At 42.7% G+C, this 18625-nt stretch carries 15 protein-coding genes; 11 read left to right on the top strand and 4 right to left on the bottom strand.

Annotated elements, in window-relative coordinates; translation table 11 throughout:
• From LVY74_RS07490 to lpxC, 4 genes are all read left to right on the top strand, one after another.
• Positions 1-864, top strand: coding sequence for a cell division protein FtsQ/DivIB (locus tag LVY74_RS07490; RefSeq protein WP_237814561.1), 864 nt, complete (start codon positions 1-3; stop codon positions 862-864).
• Positions 865-915: 51 nt separating this feature from the next.
• Positions 916-2178, top strand: a complete 1263-nt coding sequence (gene ftsA, locus LVY74_RS07485; RefSeq protein WP_151709810.1) for a cell division protein FtsA — start codon at positions 916-918, stop codon at positions 2176-2178.
• Between the two features lie 166 nt (positions 2179-2344).
• Complete coding sequence (gene ftsZ / locus LVY74_RS07480; protein ID WP_151709809.1) at positions 2345-3544, top strand: cell division protein FtsZ; 1200 nt, start codon at positions 2345-2347, stop codon at positions 3542-3544.
• Positions 3545-3668: 124 nt separating this feature from the next.
• Positions 3669-4571: a UDP-3-O-acyl-N-acetylglucosamine deacetylase gene (gene lpxC, locus LVY74_RS07475; protein WP_237814560.1), complete on the top strand. Its 903-nt coding sequence runs from the start codon at positions 3669-3671 to the stop codon at positions 4569-4571.
• A gap of 97 nt (positions 4572-4668) precedes the next feature.
• Here the strand turns inward: lpxC and LVY74_RS07470 are convergent, their stop codons facing one another.
• Entirely contained in the window at positions 4669-5106 is a 438-nt protein-coding gene (locus LVY74_RS07470) for a DUF721 domain-containing protein (RefSeq protein ID WP_237814559.1), read from the bottom strand.
• Positions 5107-5222: 116 nt separating this feature from the next.
• Here LVY74_RS07470 and LVY74_RS07465 point away from each other — a divergent pair, with 116 nt between their 5' ends.
• From LVY74_RS07465 to LVY74_RS07450, 4 genes are all read left to right on the top strand, one after another.
• Entirely contained in the window at positions 5223-5915 is a 693-nt protein-coding gene (locus tag LVY74_RS07465; RefSeq protein ID WP_237814558.1) for a M23 family metallopeptidase, read from the top strand.
• A gap of 248 nt (positions 5916-6163) precedes the next feature.
• Positions 6164-8866: a pyruvate dehydrogenase (acetyl-transferring), homodimeric type gene (gene aceE / locus LVY74_RS07460; protein WP_237814557.1), complete on the top strand. Its 2703-nt coding sequence runs from the start codon at positions 6164-6166 to the stop codon at positions 8864-8866.
• A gap of 2 nt (positions 8867-8868) precedes the next feature.
• Complete coding sequence (locus tag LVY74_RS07455; RefSeq protein ID WP_237814556.1) at positions 8869-10863, top strand: 2-oxo acid dehydrogenase subunit E2; 1995 nt, start codon at positions 8869-8871, stop codon at positions 10861-10863.
• Between the two features lie 185 nt (positions 10864-11048).
• Positions 11049-11318 (top strand): hypothetical protein, encoded by a 270-nt coding sequence (locus LVY74_RS07450; RefSeq protein WP_151709803.1) that lies wholly within the window; start codon positions 11049-11051, stop codon positions 11316-11318.
• Between the two features lie 164 nt (positions 11319-11482).
• Here the strand turns inward: LVY74_RS07450 and LVY74_RS07445 are convergent, their stop codons facing one another.
• Genes LVY74_RS07445 through LVY74_RS07435 form a run of 3 tightly spaced genes read right to left on the bottom strand, consistent with a single transcriptional unit; the run spans position 11483 to position 14086 of the window.
• Positions 11483-12607, bottom strand: a complete 1125-nt coding sequence (locus LVY74_RS07445) for a 4-oxalomesaconate tautomerase (protein ID WP_237814555.1) — start codon at positions 12605-12607, stop codon at positions 11483-11485.
• Positions 12608-12611: 4 nt separating this feature from the next.
• Positions 12612-13325, bottom strand: a complete 714-nt coding sequence (locus LVY74_RS07440) for a 4-carboxy-4-hydroxy-2-oxoadipate aldolase/oxaloacetate decarboxylase (protein ID WP_237814554.1) — start codon at positions 13323-13325, stop codon at positions 12612-12614.
• Entirely contained in the window at positions 13322-14086 is a 765-nt protein-coding gene (locus LVY74_RS07435; RefSeq protein WP_375707857.1) for a PIG-L deacetylase family protein, read from the bottom strand. The genes LVY74_RS07440 and LVY74_RS07435 overlap by 4 nt, the downstream gene beginning before the upstream one ends.
• Before the next feature lie 87 nt (positions 14087-14173).
• Between LVY74_RS07435 and LVY74_RS07430 the strand changes: the two genes are divergently transcribed.
• From LVY74_RS07430 to LVY74_RS07420, 3 genes are all read left to right on the top strand, one after another.
• Positions 14174-15385 (top strand): LysR substrate-binding domain-containing protein, encoded by a 1212-nt coding sequence (locus LVY74_RS07430; protein WP_237814553.1) that lies wholly within the window; start codon positions 14174-14176, stop codon positions 15383-15385.
• A 380-nt stretch (positions 15386-15765) separates the two neighbouring features.
• A complete protein-coding gene (locus LVY74_RS07425; RefSeq protein WP_237814552.1) occupies positions 15766-17112 on the top strand; it encodes an MFS transporter in 1347 nt (448 codons plus the stop codon).
• A gap of 93 nt (positions 17113-17205) precedes the next feature.
• Positions 17206-18543: a carbohydrate porin gene (locus LVY74_RS07420; protein WP_442862778.1), complete on the top strand. Its 1338-nt coding sequence runs from the start codon at positions 17206-17208 to the stop codon at positions 18541-18543.
• Positions 18544-18625 lie beyond the last annotated feature (82 nt).

Genomic DNA, 18625 nt, shown 5'->3' with positions numbered 1-18625 from the left:
ATGGCGCAACTACCAGCTTCAATGCGGCGTAAACCACGCACAGCAGCCGTCACCTCTATTCATGAAAAACCACCCACTCGTGCTGAGAAAATGGCCAATATGGGTGGGTGGATATTGTTACTTATTGCAACAACCGTTTTTATTGCTGGAATTTATGGGTTATATAAGATCATCACAGATGCACGTGTTGCAGATTTGCAAGTGGTGGGTAATGATTCAGCAATAGAAGCTCAACAAGTTGATGCTTATGTTAAACCGATCATGCGAGATAACTATTTCACGTCAGACTTGGAGAAAATCCGTGATCGGACATTAGAGATTTCGTGGGTAGATCGTGTTGTGGTGTCTCGAGCATGGCCAAATGCAATTCGTGTACGAGTATTCCCACGCCATCCAATTGCACGCTGGGGAACAGGGCGTTTACTCAGTGATAGTGGTGATGTGTATACAGAAGCTGCGCCACTGCCACATGGTGATTTACCATTGTTGCATGGTCCAATTAGCCAGTCACAATTGATGATGCGAAGATATAATGAAATTAATCAACTATTTCAACCTTTTAATGTTCATTTAAAAGAATTATATCTCACTGAGCGTATGACATGGTTTATGCAGTTTGATTCAGGATTACGAATTATTGTTGATCAAGATCAAACCATGAGTAAACTACAGCGTTTAAGTACGCTAGCAGGGACAGACCTAAAACCAATTTGGTCTCAAATTGCCACGGTTGACCTGCGTTACCGAAATGGTTTAGCCATTCAGTGGAAAGGTGCTGCGCCTGTTTCACATGGACAGTTTGTAGCAAGTAATACGATAACCAGCAGCCCTGCGAGTGAGCCAAATACAGCTCAAGCGCATTAAGACTGGTCGGCATAATGCCCAAAATTAATGATAAATTGATGGTAATAGGTAATGAGTGAAGCGGTTCCCTCAGTTGTAGCAATAGACATCGGGACGCATAAAGTTTCAGTCTTGATTGGTAAAGTCCATGCCCCTGACAATATTCAGGTTGTTGGCATGGCAACTGCACGCAATCGCGGCATGAATAAAGGGAAAATCGTTAGTCTCGATAAAGTGATTTCTGCAATTAAAAATGCAGTTTCTGAAGCTGAAAACATGGCTGAATGTCGTGTGCATTCCGCATGGATTTCAATTCCGAGTACAGATTTAAAAAGCTTTTATGCAGCAGGACGGACACCTATTACCAACCCAGATCAAACGATTACCACCAGTGAAGTCGTTCGTGCACTAGAGTTGGCAAAAGCCAGTCATATTACACCTGATCATTATTTAGCGAGTGCTGTGCCTTTAGGCTTCGAGTTAGATAATTCTCAGCAATGGGTGATTAATCCAATTAATATGTCAGCACATAGCATGACAGGGCATTATCAGTTGATGATGCTCCCAATCAGCACCATGCAAAACCTTGATCGTGCGATGAAAGGCGCCAATATTGGGGTTGAGCGTATGGTCATTTCCTCATTGGCAACTGCTGAAGCAAGTTTGTTGCAAGATGAAAAAGATTATGGGGTATGTTTACTCGACATTGGTGCAGGTACGACCAATCTAGCGGTATATTTAGATGGGCGTTTGGCGCTCACTAAAACTTATGCTGTTGGCGGTGAGCATGTTACTCGAGATATTGCAGCGGTTTTACAAACCACAACAGATGAAGCTGAACGCATCAAGATTTTGCATGGCTGTGTCGACATGAATGTGGTCAAACCTGATCATATGTTGCATGTGCAAGGCATTGAAGGGCCGCAAACGATTAGTCGTATTGAACTGAGCGAAATCATTATTGCGCGCTATGAGCAGATTCTAAATACTATCCGCCAAGATTTGGAAGAAACAGGCGCAATTCATGGTTTATATCATGGTGTTGTTCTGACTGGTGATGCTTGTCAAATTGAAGGCATGGTCAGTTTGTCGCGTAAAATCTTTGGAGTTTCAGCACATTTAGGCAATCCACCTTTACAGGTGAACGCAGATGATGCATATTTAGCCGCTTTACGCCGTTCGCAATATGTTACAGCCGCAGGCTTATTAATGTATAGTCAAAGCGAAACGCCTGATGCAATTGAAGTTGCAGAGGATCATGGAGATAAAACGATGATGAGTCGTTTAAGAAATGGATTAAATTCACTAAACAATAAACTAAAATCGATTTTCTAGGTTTGTTTCGATGATGGATATTGTTGGGAAGTTGTAAGCAAAAAGTTCTATACTTGACAAAGATGGCTTCAGCACAGCATCCTAAAAAAATTGTATTTTATATAGACGTTCAAGGCAGTATACGGGCTCAAGTGGCTGCCAATAAGCATTAGGAACACTCAAGGTCATGGCCTCATTTGAATTTTTAGACGACGAACAAACTGACGGTAACGGTCAAGCCCGTTTCACTGTATTTGGTGTAGGTGGTGGCGGGGGTAACGCTGTACAGCACATGGTGCAGTCTGATATTAAAGGTGTAAAATTTGTTTGTGCCAATACTGACAAACAAGCCTTGGATCGCATGAATGCCCCATTTAAAATCCAACTGGGTGAACAAAGTACTCGTGGCTTAGGTGCTGGTGCAAATCCTGAAGTCGGTCAGATCGCAGCGGAAGAAAGCCGCGAATTGATTCGTCAACATCTTGAAGGTGCGGATATGGTATTCGTAACCGCAGGAATGGGTGGTGGTACAGGTACAGGTGCAGCACCTGTCGTTGCTGAAATTGCCAAAGAAATGGGAATTTTAACGGTTGGCGTTGTGACGACACCATTTAATTTTGAAGGTCGTCGTCGTCAAAAGTCTGCTGAGAAAGGTATTGAAGCACTTGAGCAGTTTGTAGACTCACTGATTATCATTCCAAATGAGCGCTTGCTGAATGTCTATGGCGACATTTCTATGCAAGATGCTTATCGTAAAGCAGATGATGTTTTATTAAACGCGGTTCGTAGTATTTTTGATTTGGTGGTTCGCCCTGGTCATATTAACCTTGACTTTGCTGACTTGAAAACTGCAATGAGTACTCGTGGTTATGCCATGATGGGTGAGGGCAAAAGCTCTGGCCCAGACCGTGCGGAAGAAGCAGCACGTTTGGCAATCCGTAGTCCATTATTAGATAATGTGAATATCATGAATGCTAAAGGCGTGCTCATTAACATCACTGGCGGTAATGATGTGACCTTACGTGAAACACAAATTATCACTGATGTAGTCAATCAAATTGTTGATTTAGATGAAGGTGAAGTGTTCTTTGGTACAGTTTTTGATCCTGATGCGCGTGATGAAATTCGTGTAACGGTTATCGCAACAGGTTTGACACGTAATTCAAATAATCAGGAAGCTGCGCGTGCGAAAGCAGCAGCGGCTCAGGCACAAGCTGCTGCCATGCAACAGCCACAGCAAATCGTAGAAGATGACGATATTCCTGCGATTCAGCGTCAGTATCAGCCGAATAGTGTACCTGCGCGCCCAACTGCACCAGCAGGTGGTAATGCTCGTCCGAACCCGATGAGCATTCAAGATTACTTGAAAAAACAACAAGGTAAGTGATTATTGGATTAATCAATACACTTAAAAGAAAAAAAGGTAGGTGATCAACCTACCTTTTTTGTTTTTTATCAATAATTAAATATGCTAATCTTGAGCAGTTTGTAAAGGTAGAAGACAAGAACAGATGTTGAAACAGCGTACCCTCAAGCGTGTCGTCAAAGCCAGTGGCATTGGTTTACATAGCGGGCAAAAAGTCTTGATTAACTTTGTGCCGCATACGGTTGATTCGGGTATTGTGTTTCGTCGGATCGATCTAGATCCGCCCGTCGATTTGCCTGCAGATGCAATGCTGATTCAGGAAGCATTTATGTGTTCGAATTTGATTCGTGAAGACATCAAAGTTGGAACGATTGAGCATGTGATGAGTGCAATTGCAGCATTAGGAATTGATAACTTAATTGTAGAAGTGTCTGCCTCTGAAGTTCCAATTATGGATGGGAGTGCAGGGCCATTTATTTATCTATTGATGCAAGGTGGTCTTGTTGAACAGGATGCACCAAAGAAATTTATTAAAATTCTAAAACCAATTGAGGCAACACTTGCGGATAAGCGTGCAGCATTTACTCCGCATACTGGTTTTCAGCTTAACTTCACGATTGATTTTGATCATCCTGCTTTTGCGAAAGAATATCAATCTGCCACGATTGATTTTTCAACAGAAACTTTTGTGTATGAAGTGAGTGATGCGCGAACTTTTGGTTTTATGAAAGATTTAGATTTTTTGAAAGCCAATAATCTAGCACTAGGTGCAAGTTTAGAAAATGCGATTGGTGTAGATGAAACAGGTGTCGTTAATGAAGAAGGGCTGCGCTACGATGATGAATTTGTTCGTCATAAAATTTTAGATGCGGTTGGAGATTTATATCTACTTGGACATCAAATCATTGCAAAATTCGATGCTTACAAATCTGGGCATGCACTCAACAATCAATTGCTCCATCAAGTGAAGAGCGATCCAAGTAATTACGAAATTGTAACATTTAATGACATTGCAGACTGTCCAATTCCATATGTAAGCGTGAGCTAAGCCCTTAAAATCTCAGGCAGGTTTTTAAACTCTACAAAAAAGTAAAATGTAGAAAAAAGAGCAAAATATTGAAAAATAACCTGCCAAATTCACATTGTTACTCTATAACGCTTGCCAAATTGCGTATAGCTTGGCTAAGCTTAGGGTCGTTCACAAACTGTGCTGCGTTTTGTAACATCTGTTGTGTTTCTGCAGACATAGGTTGAATTTTATTTACAGATTTTTTCGGAATGTTTTTTGTACGAAGACGAACTTGAATTTTTTGTAAATCTTTAAATTCTTCTCGTTGAGAAAGTTGTGCAACATAGTGTTGTTGTAAATATCCCAGTTGACTAATCATGGCTTGATTTTCACCTGTGATTGTTAAAACACCTTGTTGATAACAGACCACTTGCCAGTATTCAGGTTGTGGTAGAAGCGGTTGAATGATTTTTGTCAGTATTTGCCAATATTGAACTTGTTTGGTGAGTTGCTGAATATTTGCAGCCTTGGCTTGGGGTTGATTGGACTGAAATAGATTTTTAGGTTGTGACATGGCAGAGTCCAAATAAGTCTGTGTTAAGTTATCTTAGAAGTTTGTTTTGAGTGAAACAAGAAGCACCAAGGCGGTTTTTTATTATGCTTAGGTTAAGCAGTTTTTAGAGGTTTTTTATGCGCCGTATTTTGTTAGCGTTATCCATATTGGTGACTACACCACTGGCATTTGCAGATCTTATTGATACACCAAATCCAACATCAACTGATCGTTTAGAGCAATTGAGCCGTGCTGTTGCACAAGGTTCATACTCAGCAGACAGCAATGATGTGGATGAAGCAGATGCAACGCCTTCTGTAAATATTAAGTTACGTGGTCAAAAATCAGTTGAATTTAACAACGCTTCAATTACTAAAAAATATGGTAGCGCCAATCTTTCAGTTCCAAATACAGGTTCAAATTCGAGCGTAATGTCTTGGTTGAAAGCTAATCCATTGCCTGATGTTGTTCGTGTAAGTTCACAATATGGCACCCGTGTTTTTGGTGGTAAGTCTGAATATCACCCAGGAGTTGATTTGGCTGCACCAAGTGGCACACCTATTTATGCTTCAGGTTCAGGTGTTGTAACACGTTCAGGCTGGGTAAATGGCTACGGTCAAATGGTTGAAATTAATCATGGTAATGGCTATATCACACGTTATGCACATGCGTCTCGCTTATTAGTAAGCGTGGGTGAGCATGTAAAAGCAGGTGAAGAAATTGCGAAAGTTGGCTGTACAGGTCGTTGTACAGGTGCGCATTTACACTATGAAATCGTACAAGATGGTCAGCGTAAAAACCCAAGCACCTATCTTGCGATGTTGCCATAAGCATTTAGAGTTCATCACTTAAACCAACAGATCAGAAATAAAAAACCTCTAAACCTCTTTCTTATCTGTTGTTCTTTCATAAAATCGCCACATGTTGGCGATTTTTTTGTCAATAAACATTTTTAGGATAACGATTATTTATTTTCTAAATATTGGTATCCATTTGTATTCAAAAGTAGCCATAACTTTTTCAACTAAAACATGGTACAACTAGCGGGTTGTCTAAAATGATTAAGGAAAGGTGAAACATGGCGTATTATGGTGATTCTGACGCACAAGAAACCCTAGAATGGGAAGATGCTTTTGATTCAGTGTTACAGCATATGGGAACAGAGCGAGCAGCATTCTTATTAGAAAAACTTTATCAACGCGCAATTGCTAAACATGTTCCTATTCAGCGCCTAAATACTCCATATCTCAATACCATTTCTGTAGAAGAACAGCCTGCTATGCCAGGTGACCAAGATATGGAACGTCGTATCCGTGCTTTGATTCGTTGGAATGCATTGGCGATGGTATTACGTGCCAATAAAACAGGCGATGATTTAGGTGGTCACTTAGCAAGTTTTGCATCTTCAGCAACTTTATACGATGTTGGCTTTAACCACTTCTTCCGTGCCAATAGCGACAGCTTCGGCGGCGACATGATCTATTATCAAGGTCACTGTGCTCCAGGGATTTATGCACGTTCATTCTTAGAAGGTCGTTTGACTGAAGAGCATTTGAACAACTTCCGTCGTGAAGTTGCAGGTGTTGGTTTACCATCTTATCCACATCCATATTTAATGCCTGATTACTGGCAGTTCCCAACGGTTTCAATGGGTCTTGGTCCAATCATGTCGATTTACCAAGCACACATTCAAAAATACTTGATGAACCGTGGTTTGATTAAAGAAGAAGACCGTAAAGTCTGGGCTTACCTCGGTGATGGTGAAATGGACGAGCCAGAGAGCTTGGGTGCAATTTCACTGGCAGGTCGTGAAAAGTTAGATAACCTAATTTGGGTTGTAAACTGTAACTTACAACGTCTTGATGGCCCTGTACGTGGTAACGGTAAAATTATCCAAGAACTTGAATCACTGTTCCGTGGCGCAGGCTGGCGTGTGATTAAAGTGGTTTGGGGGCGTCATTGGGATCCACTACTCGACAAAGACGAATCAGGTGCTTTAAAAGCCGTGATGGAAGAAGCGGTTGATGGTGATTATCAACGCTACCAAGTCAAAGGCGGTGCTTATACTCGTGCGCACTTCTTTGGTAAATATCCAGAAGCGGAAGCTTTAGTTAAAAACTTAAGTGATGAAGATATTGATAATCTAAATCGTGGTGGTCATGACCCATACAAAGTTTTTGCTGCTTACTCAGAAGCAACCAAAGCGAAAGGTCAACCGACTGTGATCTTGGCAAAAACAGTCAAGGGTTATGGTCTGTCTGAAGAAATTGAAGCGGTTAATAAAACACACCAAATCAAGAAAATGCAGATTGAATCGTTGAAATATGTACGTAACCGTTTCAACTTGCCATTTACCGATGAACAACTCGAAGAGCTTCCATTCTATCGTCCGAGTGAAAACTCACCAGAGATGAAGTACATGAAAGCACGTCGTGAGTCTTTAGGTGGTTACCTGCCTGCACGTCGTAAAGAGAGTGAACAATTAGCAATTCCTGCATTGTCTGTATTTGACTCAGTATTGAGCGGTTCAGGTGGTAAAGAACAATCAACAACGATGGTGATGGTTCGTTTAATTGCGGCATTGTTGAAAGAAAAAGCGATTAAAGACCGCGTTGTTCCAATTGTTCCAGATGAAGCACGTACCTTTGGTCTAGAAGGGATGTTCCGTCAGCTTGGTATTTATGCTGCTCACGGTCAAAAATATACCCCAGAAGACCAAGAACAATTGATGCATTACCGTGAAGCAAAAGACGGTCACATGCTTCAAGAAGGGATTAACGAAGCTGGTGCAATGAGTGCATGGGCAGCGTTGGCGACCAGTTATTCAACCAATAACTTGCCAATGATTCCAATGTACATGTACTACTCAATGTTTGGTTTCCAACGTATTGGTGACATTGCGTGGGCAGCAGGCGATGCACAAGCACAAGGCTTCTTGTTAGGTGCAACGGCAGGCCGTACCACACTGAACGGTGAAGGCTTACAGCACCAAGATGGTCACTCTCATATCTTGGCAAATACCATTCCAAACTGTGTGTCTTATGACCCATGTTTCGGTTATGAATTGGCTGTGATCGTACATGATGGTTTACAACGTATGTATGTCAACCAAGAACGTGTGTTCTATTACTTAACTGTAATGAATGAGAACTACGAGCATCCTGAAATGCCAGACGGCGCTGAGGAAGGCATCAAACGTGGTATGTACTTGTTCGAACAAGATGAAAAAGCAACAGTTCAGTTGATGGGTTCTGGTGTCATCCTTCGTGAAGTGATTAAAGCTGCGAAAATCTTACGTGATGAATATCAAATCCATTCAAACGTATGGAGTGTAACAAGCTTCAACGAATTGGCACGCGATGGTATGGCATGTGAAGAATATAACCGCCTACATCCAGTTGCTGAAGATGTGAAAGAATCTTGGGTATCTCAACAATTACGCGGTACTGAAGGTATTGTGGTTTCTGCAACAGATCACATGCGTGCCTATAGCGAACAAATCCGTGCTTATCTTCCAGATGGTCGTCCATTTGTTGCGTTGGGTACAGACGGTTTTGGTCGTTCAGATACGCGTGCCAACCTACGTAGCTACTTCGGTGTAGATGCTGCACATATCGTGGTTGCAACTTTGAAAAAGTTGGCTGACGAAGGCGAAGTTGACGCACGTTTAGTCAAAGATGCGATTTCTAACTTTGAGTTGGATACAGACCGTCCAGTCGCATGGGCACCACAAGCACACCCTGAACTGCATGCTGTTGCAGACTATAAAGAGGAGAACTAATCATGCAAATTACGACTCCTGATATTGGTGTAGATAAAGCAACAGTTGCTGAAATCTTGGTAAAGGTTGGTGACAGTATTGCTGAAAATGACAGTCTGGTTTTGCTTGAATCTGATAAAGCATCTGTTGAAGTGCCTAGCACTTCAGCAGGTGTGGTCAAAAGCATTTTGATCAAAGAAGGCGATAGCGTTGCTGAAGGTACGGTGCTTATTGAACTTGAAGCTGCGGGTGCAGCACCTGCTGCAAAAGCAGAAGAAGTTGCAAAGCCTGCGCCAGTTGCTGAAACCGCACAGCCAGTTGCTGCACAAGCAGCACCTCAACCTGCAGTTGCAACCAGCAGCCAAGTGGTTGATGTTCAAGTACCTGACATTGGTGTAGAAAAAGCCCTTGTTGCTGAAATCTTGGTAAAAGTCGGCGACAGCATTGCAGAAAACGACAGTCTTGTTTTGCTTGAATCCGATAAAGCTTCGGTTGAAGTGCCAAGTACAGTGTCTGGTACGATTGAAAGCATTGAAGTTAAACAAGGTGACAGCGTTAAAGAAGGTGTGATTTTAATTAAAGTTAAAACAACCTCTGCTGCTGCACCAACACCTGTCGCTCAAGTTGCTGAAACGCAAGCTCCTGTTGCACCAGTCGCTCAAGCGGCTGCACCTGCACCAGTAGCACAACCTGCGGGTGATGTTGAAATTCAAGTGCCTGATCTGGGTGTTGATAAAGCGGTTGTGGCTGAAATCTTGGTTCAGGTCGGTGACAAAGTTGACGTTGACCAAAGTTTGGTGGTGGTTGAGTCAGACAAAGCAACAGTTGAAGTTCCAAGTACTGTTGCGGGTGTGGTGAAAGCCATTCACCTACAGTCTGGACAAAACGTGTCACAAGGCATCTTGCTTGCAACGATTGCAGTTGAAGGTCAAGCAGCAGCACCAGTTGCAGCAGCGCCTGCACCTGCTGCAGCGAAAACAGCGCCTGCACCTGCTGCAGCGAAAACAGCGCCTGCATCAGTCGTAGCAGCACCAGCAGCCAAAGTTGAAGCACCAGCAGTAGAAGCACATGGTGCAGATAAACTGACTAAAGAACAGCAAGCTGCAAATGCGAAAGTGTATGCAGGCCCAGCAGTTCGTAAGTTGGCGCGTGAATTGGGCGTGGTTTTATCTCAAGTAAAAACAACGGGTGATCATGGCCGTGTCATGAAAGACGATGTTTATGCTTATGTAAAACAGCGTTTAACAGCACCAGTTGAAGCACCTAAAGCGGCGGCTGCGCCAGTTGCATCAGGCTTGCCGTCATTACCAGACTTCAGTGCCTTTGGTGGTGTTGAAGAGAAAGTCTTGACTCGCTTGCAGCAAGTTTCAATTCCACAATTGTCATTGAATAACTTTATTCCACAAGTGACTCAGTTTGACCTTGCAGATATTACTGAGCTTGAAGCGTGGCGTAATGATCTTAAAGGCAACTTTAAGAAAGAAGGCATTAGCCTGACCATTATGGCATTCATCATCAAGGCTGTTGCCCATTTGCTTAAAGAAGAGCGTGAGTTTGCAGGTCACTTGTCAGATGATGGTAAATCAGTCTTGCTCCGTAACGAAATCCATATGGGGATTGCGGTTGCAACCCCAGATGGCTTGACGGTTCCTGTGTTGCGTAATCCAGACCAAAAAACCATTAAGCAAATTGCGGTTGAATTGGGTGTCTTGGGTCAAAAAGCGCGTGATAAGAAACTGTCACCGAAAGACTTGCAAGGTGCAAACTTCACGATTTCAAGCTTGGGTGCAATTGGCGGTACGGCATTTACACCGCTGGTGAACTGGCCTCAAGTGGCGATCTTGGGTATTTCTCCAGCAACCATGCAGCCTGTATGGAATGGTAAAGACTTTGCGCCGCGCTTAATGTTGCCATTGTCATTGTCTTATGACCACCGTGTCATTAATGGTGCGGATGCTGCACGCTTTAGCAACAAGTTGACTAAACTTCTTGCCGATATTCGTAGTTTGTTACTCTAATTTTTTGAGTAAAAACGAACATTTAAAACCTCGCTTCGGCGGGGTTTTTTTTATAGGAATTATTTTAGAAAATGCAGAATAAAACCTTTAAAAGTTTAAAAAAATACATAAAATAGCTGAAAATAAAAGCATTTTTGGTTGGTTAAATGAAAGCTCAGCAATCATATCTATGGGGATATCTGAGCATGATGCTACCCTTTGCATTATTAATTTTATTGTTGATGTTTGCTTGGGTGAGTTTCTTGGATTTCCCGTGGTCTTGGGTAAATTATGGGGTATTAGGCATTGAAGCGATTGCCGCTATTTTTGTATTGATTGCTGAATATGAGGGGATGCGTACGCAAGGCGCAGCGGGATGGACGAGTTTTGCTTTCGTGATGCTGAGTGCATATTTTGGATTTATTTTGCTGTTGGCGCGTTTAATGGTGTGGGGCTACTTTAAATTTATTGTTTAATTCGAAATGAAGTGTTTGGATCTATTTAGAGAGTTACTGAACAATGAGAGCAAAGGCATTTATGGCTTACTTATTGGTGTGATGAAGAATAGGTCAATGAGTTGTGAAAGGCTAAGAGAAGTGACTTGAACAAGCATTCGGCTTGTTCAAGTTAGACTGTATTTTTAAACAGCGACTGAATCGTGATGTATCTGGCTTACTTTCTGCGTTTGGCGATTATCCCAAAGCTGTTGCGGAATCATCACAAAGCCATCGAACAATGCACGTGCAGTGCGAATAAAGCCACAGCCTGTAATTTGCTGTTGTTCATTTCGTTCCAGTAACACAGTAAAACGTCCTGTTGGATGTTCGACGTTGAGGCGCTGTTTCAGGTCATTTGAGGTTTGTGCAACATCAAAGGCGACTGTGCCTTCAATCAGACAAGCAGTTGCGACACTGGTCGCACCAAATACGCCAATTGCAGCATGGCATTTATGTGGAATAAAGGTACGAGTATGAATAGCACCACCGCGAATGGCAGGTGAAACGATCGACATTTTCGGAACAGTCTTGTTGCTGACATCTCCCAGATTCATTTTCTGTCCAGCGACTAAGCGAATAGCTTCGATTTGCTGTTTCAGCTTAATGTTGCTGTCGAGTTGTTGCGGACTTTCAGTGCCGATAATCCCAAGATCAGCAGCATTAATAAGTACCACAGGCATGCCATTATCAATGCAGGTTACTGAAACGCCATAAATGGTGTCTTTAACGTTGCCTGTGGGTAACAGGCTGCCACAAGTTGAACCTTCAATATTCTGGAAGTTTAAAATCACTTCGGCAGAAGGTTGTGGGACACCATCAATATAAGTGTCACCGACATAATTCACTTCGGCATTTGGGGTTTGAATGGTGACTTTTGCAAGCTGTTCGGTATTTTGCATAAAAATCCGAACAGTGGTGCTGTCGGCTTGAGCAGCAATTAAGCCACGCTCGACAGCAAACGGTGCCACGCCTGACAGAATGTTGCCACAGTTTTGTCCATAATCTACCACAGCTTTTTCGACATTGACCTGTGCAAATAGGTAGTCAACATCGGCATCAGTACGTGAGGATTGGGATACAATCGCAACCTTACTGGTCAGTGAGTCTCCACCACCAATGCCATTAATTTGACGTGCATCGGGAGATCCCATCACAGCAAGCAAGACCTGATCACGTAGAGCAGGGTCCTGCGGTAAATCAGACGCTAAAAAATATGCTGCTTTTGAGGTTCCTCCTCGCATCAGCATGCACCGTATTTTTGTTTGCATGGTTTTAACCTTCCAAGTCTTCCAAGCGATCTACATAAACCAGCCCTTTTTCTTCCAGTCTTGGGCGCATGTTGTAAATGTCTAAGCCAAGTTCACCATTGGCCATACGAACACGTTTAGATTCTTCCAAATCCATACGTTTCTGGCTCAGGTCTTGTACTTTTGCAACTTCTTCACGAGCAACCACAACCACACCATCATCATCGGCAACAATCGCATCGCCTGGATTGATGAATTGGTCTGCACATACGATTGGCACATTCACTGAACCTAAAGTTTCTTTCACTGTACCTTGTGAATACACGGCACGTGACCAAACATGAAAACCCATTTCACGTAGCACATGGCTGTCACGAATCCCGATATCACCAACCAAACCAATCACACCACGTGATTTCATTGAAGTTGCAAGCAAGTCACCAAAGAAACCATCAGTACATGGAGAAGTCGGTGCAACCACAATAATGTCACCGGGTTGACATTGTTCAACAGCAACGTGGAACATCCAGTTATCGCCTGGGGCAACTGATAAGGTCACCGCAGAACCCGCAATGGTCACGCCTTGTTGAATTGGGCGAATGCGCGGTGCAAGCAACCCTTTACGACCTTGTGCTTCATGAACAGTAGCCACACCGTACTCGGCTAATTTTTTAACGGTTTCAATGTCTGCACGGTCGATGTTTCGAACAACGACACCTTTACGTCCGAGTAGACTCATGCCAAATCCTCCGTTACACGCGGGAAGATGCTTTGATACGCTTCTGCGTAAACAATGTTTTTAGCACTGGTAATGCCGATATTACGTTTTGCTTGAACACCACGTTGTAACGCAACGCGCGTGTAGTATTCCCACAAATGTTCCTGACCTTGCATGCACTGAATCGCCGCATATTTTTTGTCCCAAACACTGGTAATGTCGAGGAACACATCGGGTTTCCAGTTACATTGTTCAGGTTGGTGCGGTTCAAAGCAGTAGAATGGTGGCGCACCAATGATTTTCTGACCAGGATTGTGACCTTCTGCCTGTGCAATGATGCGTGCTTCTTGCGCCAAATGCGTTGCACGAGGGTGGTCGTAGTTGTACGGGTCTTGTAGTGAATGGCTCATCACAAAACTTGGTTGTAACTCACGGTAAATATCCGCCAGTTTAAAAATGATGTCGTTGTTGGTTGGTAATGGATAATCGCCCAAATTTAAAAATTCAATACTTGCACCCAGCGCTTCAGCGGCTGCACGCGCTTCTTGCTCACGGACTTCTTTTACTCTTTCTTCGGTCATCCCTGCCTGACGCCACAATTTTGCAGACTCGCCACGCTCACCATATGACAAACAAACCACATGCATGTTATAGCCTTGTTCTTTATGTAGTGCGATTGCACCACCTGCACGCCACACGAAATCCGCCGAGTGGGCACTGATTACAAGACCTGATTTTTTTGCAGTATTGTCATTCATAGATAATCTCCTTTGTACAAGCATATTCACATGTGCTAAAAGGAAAAGGTAATGACTTTAACTCGTAGAGATATGAGTTTTATTTATGCTGAAAACCCATAGGAAATGACGATGTGCTCCAATCCGCAAACTGTTAATTTGATGCAGTTAAAGTTCTTTTTGGTGGTAGCAACATTTCAGAATATTTCCAAAGCTGCGGAGAATTTATTTCGCACGCAGTCTGCAGTGACACGGGCAATCAGTGACTTAGAACATCAGCTGAATAGTCAACTGTTTGAACGACATCATAATGGGGTGATTCTGACCGAAATCGGGCAGCATATTTATACCCAAGCACAAGCCGCAATTCGCGAGTTGCAGCAGATTCCGATTTTAGTCAAACAACAACACGCAGAATCTACAGAAAACTTACCCGAACCTTTCTTTTTATATAACACGCGCCGTTTAGAGATTTTTGCCACGTTGTATTTAACCAAAGGCATGAAAAATACCGCATCGCTATTGCACATTACTCAGCCTGCGGTGAGTTCAGCGATTAAGTTGCTTGAAGAATCACTCAAGACCGAGCTGTTTATCCGTACTCCAAATGGCATTAAAGCCACGCCCATTTGTGATCAGATTCAGGAAAATATCAAACGCTGTCTCAATATCATTGCCGATATTCCCAATCAGGCCGCCAATTTTTTTGGGCAGTTACAGGGCACAGTGAAAATCGGGGCATTGCCACTGATTCGAACCTACATCTTACCCAAAGCGATTGCCATGTTAGCTGGACAATATCCCAATATTCATTTTCTGACCTTTGAAAATGCCTATGAGTCCTTGGTGGCGCAGCTACGCGCGGGGGATATTGATTTTATAGTCGGTGCATTACGTCCGCAGGAACAGTCATCTGATCTGGAAAATCAGATTTTGTTTGAAGAAAACATGTTTATGGTGGTGCGTGCCAAGCATCCATTGTTGCGTAAGGCGACTTTAAAACCACGTGATCTGTTACAGGCACAGTGGATTTTGCCACGATCTAACGCACCAGCTCGGCAGCTATTTGAAGAGAATTTTGCATCACTTGAGTTGCCTGCACCACAACCGACCATAGAAACAGGGGATCTGGCGTTGACACGTGGCTTGCTGTTACAGTCCAACATGATCGCAGTGGTGTCAGCACAGCAAATGAAATATGAGTTAGATCAAGGCTTAATCAAAAAATTACCTTTTGAATTACAACAGACTACCCGACAAATTGGACTGATTTTTCGTAAAAATAGTGTGCAGTCTGCGGCTAGTCAGGCGTTGATTGAGTGTATTCAAAATAGTGTTATTTAATATTAATATATTGAATAATAATGAATAATTTTTATTTTAGGCTAAAGTCGAATATAAATAAAAATCATACCTGTCGTGGTGAAACGCATTATCTTTTCTAGGCAAACAGTTATAAAAATAGCCACATGAATAGAGGTTGATCTTGGTGCAATAGGTGGTTCACATCGGCGCATCCAAGACTGATAAAAGATGATGAAGGATTTAGCACAAGGAAGAGGTAGGCTGTCGTACAGATGATGAGCTTGAAAATCGCATCTTAACAATCGCTTATTTTTAGATTAATCAATCTTCTCCATCACTAGAAAATGGTATTGCATAGTGCCATGGAGTTGTTTTGCCTAAATATTCACCTTCAACAAGGTGAGCAATGGAAAAAGCATATGGATATATTCAATGAATTAAAAACCAAACCCATGAATAGCTATCGCTGGCTGCTTGTGGCACTGTGTATTTTACTGAATGTTGTCGATGGTTATGATGTGCAAGTCATGTCATTTACTACGGCATCGGTATCAAAGGAATGGGCGCTTTCAGGTTCAGAATTAGGCATTTTAATCAGTCTGGGCTTGATTGGGATGGCAGTAGGTTCATTGTTTATTGCCCCAATCGCGGACTCAGTTGGTCGCCGCACCATCATTCTCTCTTGTTTATTATTGTCTGGCATCACCATGTTGGTGAGTAGTCATGCAGATTCAGCATTCCAGTTGGGAACATTACGCTTTATTACAGGAATTGGGATTGGTGGCTTGTTAACCAATGGCGCGGTAATGGCCAATGAGTTCTCAACCACAAAATGGAAAAACCTTTCCGTTGCCTTGTTATCGACTGGTTATGCGATGGGTGCTGTGTTTGGTGGCATGATCGCATTCCGTCTGATTGGAACTGTGGGCTGGCGTACCGTGTTCTTATGTGGTGGTCTATTCACTTTGGCTGTACTGGTACTGGTTTACTTTGTTTTGCCTGAATCTGTTGAATATCAATTGATTAAACGTAAACCAAATACTTTGGAACGCATCAACAAGACTTTAGCAAAATTTAAAATCAGTACGATTGAGGCTTTCCCAGCTTATCAGCAGGTTTCAACAGGTAAAGTGACCATTGCGAGTCTATTCAAAGGTCAACTCAAAGTTCGTACATTGTTTGTCTGGGTTGCTTTTTTCTCGGTGATGGCAGGTCAGTACTTTATTTTGACTTGGACACCAAAATTACTCTCTATGGCAGGTATGACACCTGAACAAGGAGTAAGCTTAGGAATTATCTTGAACTTTGGTGGAATTTTCGGTGCGATCTTGATGGCATTCTTGACCGTGCGCTTCAAAATCCATTTTGTGCTATCCGCCTTCTTTGCAGCAACAGCAGCATGTATCACAGTATTTGTATTGAACTCTGGGGACTACACCAGTGCCATGTGGATCGCAGTACTTGTGGGCGTCTTTAACAATGGCTGTGTTGCGGGGATGTATGCATTAGCGAACAGCACCTATGACACAGAAGTTCGTGCAACAGGTGTAGGTTCTGCAATTACCATGGGTCGTTTGGGTGGAATTCTCTCACCTTTGGGGGCGGGCTATTTGTTGGATGCAGGCGTAAAACCATTACACCTATACAACTTCGATGCCGTGTTATTTGGGGTCGGATGTGTGATGATCGTCTTGATGTACATCGCTGTTCGCAAACAAAATTTGGGTAAAACTGTCGCTCAGACGCAACAACATACCACACCATAAATTAACAAAAAATCCAAATCAAAAAGGCAAGCCAATGGAACTTGGATGTTCCATGGCACGTCTTGCCATTGCCATGCAAAAGGATAGGCACATATGAACGTAAAAACCAGACGCACTTTAACCCTCTCAATTTTATCTGTAATGAGTTCTTTGGCTTTTGCCAACGAACCTTGGTCAACCGATCGCCAATGGTTACTTGGCGACTGGAATGGGGAACGCCAAGCTTTACAGGACAAAGGGTATAAATTTGATATGTCGTTTGTTAACCAGTCAGCAAGTAATGTTGATGGCGGTTATAACGATGATCAGCGTATTTATAATGCAAGCCAATTAAAATTAGGGGCGAGTTTTGATCTCGATAAGATCGCAGGTTGGAAGGATACCCAAGCCAGTTTGGTGATTACTGAACGTGATGGGGCATCATTAGCAACTAAACGTACAGCAGATCCTCGTGCTGCACAGTTAAGTACAACCCAAGAGATTTATGGGCGTGGACAGTCTTGGCGTATTAATCAAATGTGGATTAAAAAAGGCTTTGACGACAATAAATTCCAAGTGAAGTTTGGTCGTATGGGCTTTAGTGAAGACTTTAACTCAAGTCAGTGTGAATTCCAGAACTGGGGACTTTGTGGTTCATTGCTCGGTAAAGTGGTTGGAGATGTTTGGTACAATGCACCTGTCAGTGTTTGGGCAATCAATGCCAAGTACCAATTCACACCTGAGTGGTCGATTGCCACAGGCGTTTATGAAGTTAATCCACAGGACACCAAAGAAAATGGTGGTTTTAACTTAGAAATGAGAGAAACCAGTGGTGCGACCATTCCTGTTGAGCTGGCATGGAAACCAAAATTGAATGGCTTGCCTGGCGAATATAAAGTTGGAGCATTCTATTCAACAGCCGATGCGACAGATATTGCAACTGATGCCAATGGTAACTTTGCTAGTTCTGCTGCCAAGCGTAAGGTACATGACAATAAACACAGTTTCTGGATCAACATGCAACAAAAGTTGACAGAGAATCCATCTGATCCGAAACGTGGTTTATATGCAACGGCAAACTTTACCTTTAATGATAAAGCCACCAGCAAAGTTGAATATAGCCAGCAGTTTGCACTCTGGTATAAAGGCTTGTTTGACATGCGTCCTCAAGACTCGATTGCCTTGGGTGTGGCACGTTTCCAAGTCAATAAACGTGTGACAGCACTTGAAGAATCGATCAATGCCAGCAATGGGTTGACCAGCGCAGATTATTTAAATGCGAGTTATAAGCCCGTTCAGCATGATGAAGTCGATGTCGAATTGAACTATACCTATAACTGGTCGCCAAGCATCATGATTCGTCCAAATATTCAATATATCCATCAGCCAGGTGGTGTGAAAGAAGTGGATGATGCATGGGTGGCAGGTTTAAGCGTACGTGTAAACTTCTAAGCAATGACTGATTGCAGATGCTAAATTCAGTATTCAGTCAGTGATTAAAAAAAGGCTATTTGATAGCCTTTTTTTATTAGAA

The organism is Acinetobacter sp. ME22, assembly GCF_022012315.1.
Taxonomy (GTDB): domain Bacteria; phylum Pseudomonadota; class Gammaproteobacteria; order Pseudomonadales; family Moraxellaceae; genus Acinetobacter; species Acinetobacter brisouii_A.
The sequence above is the reverse complement of the archived record's forward strand: the minus strand, read 5'-3'. Positions and strand labels throughout refer to the sequence as shown.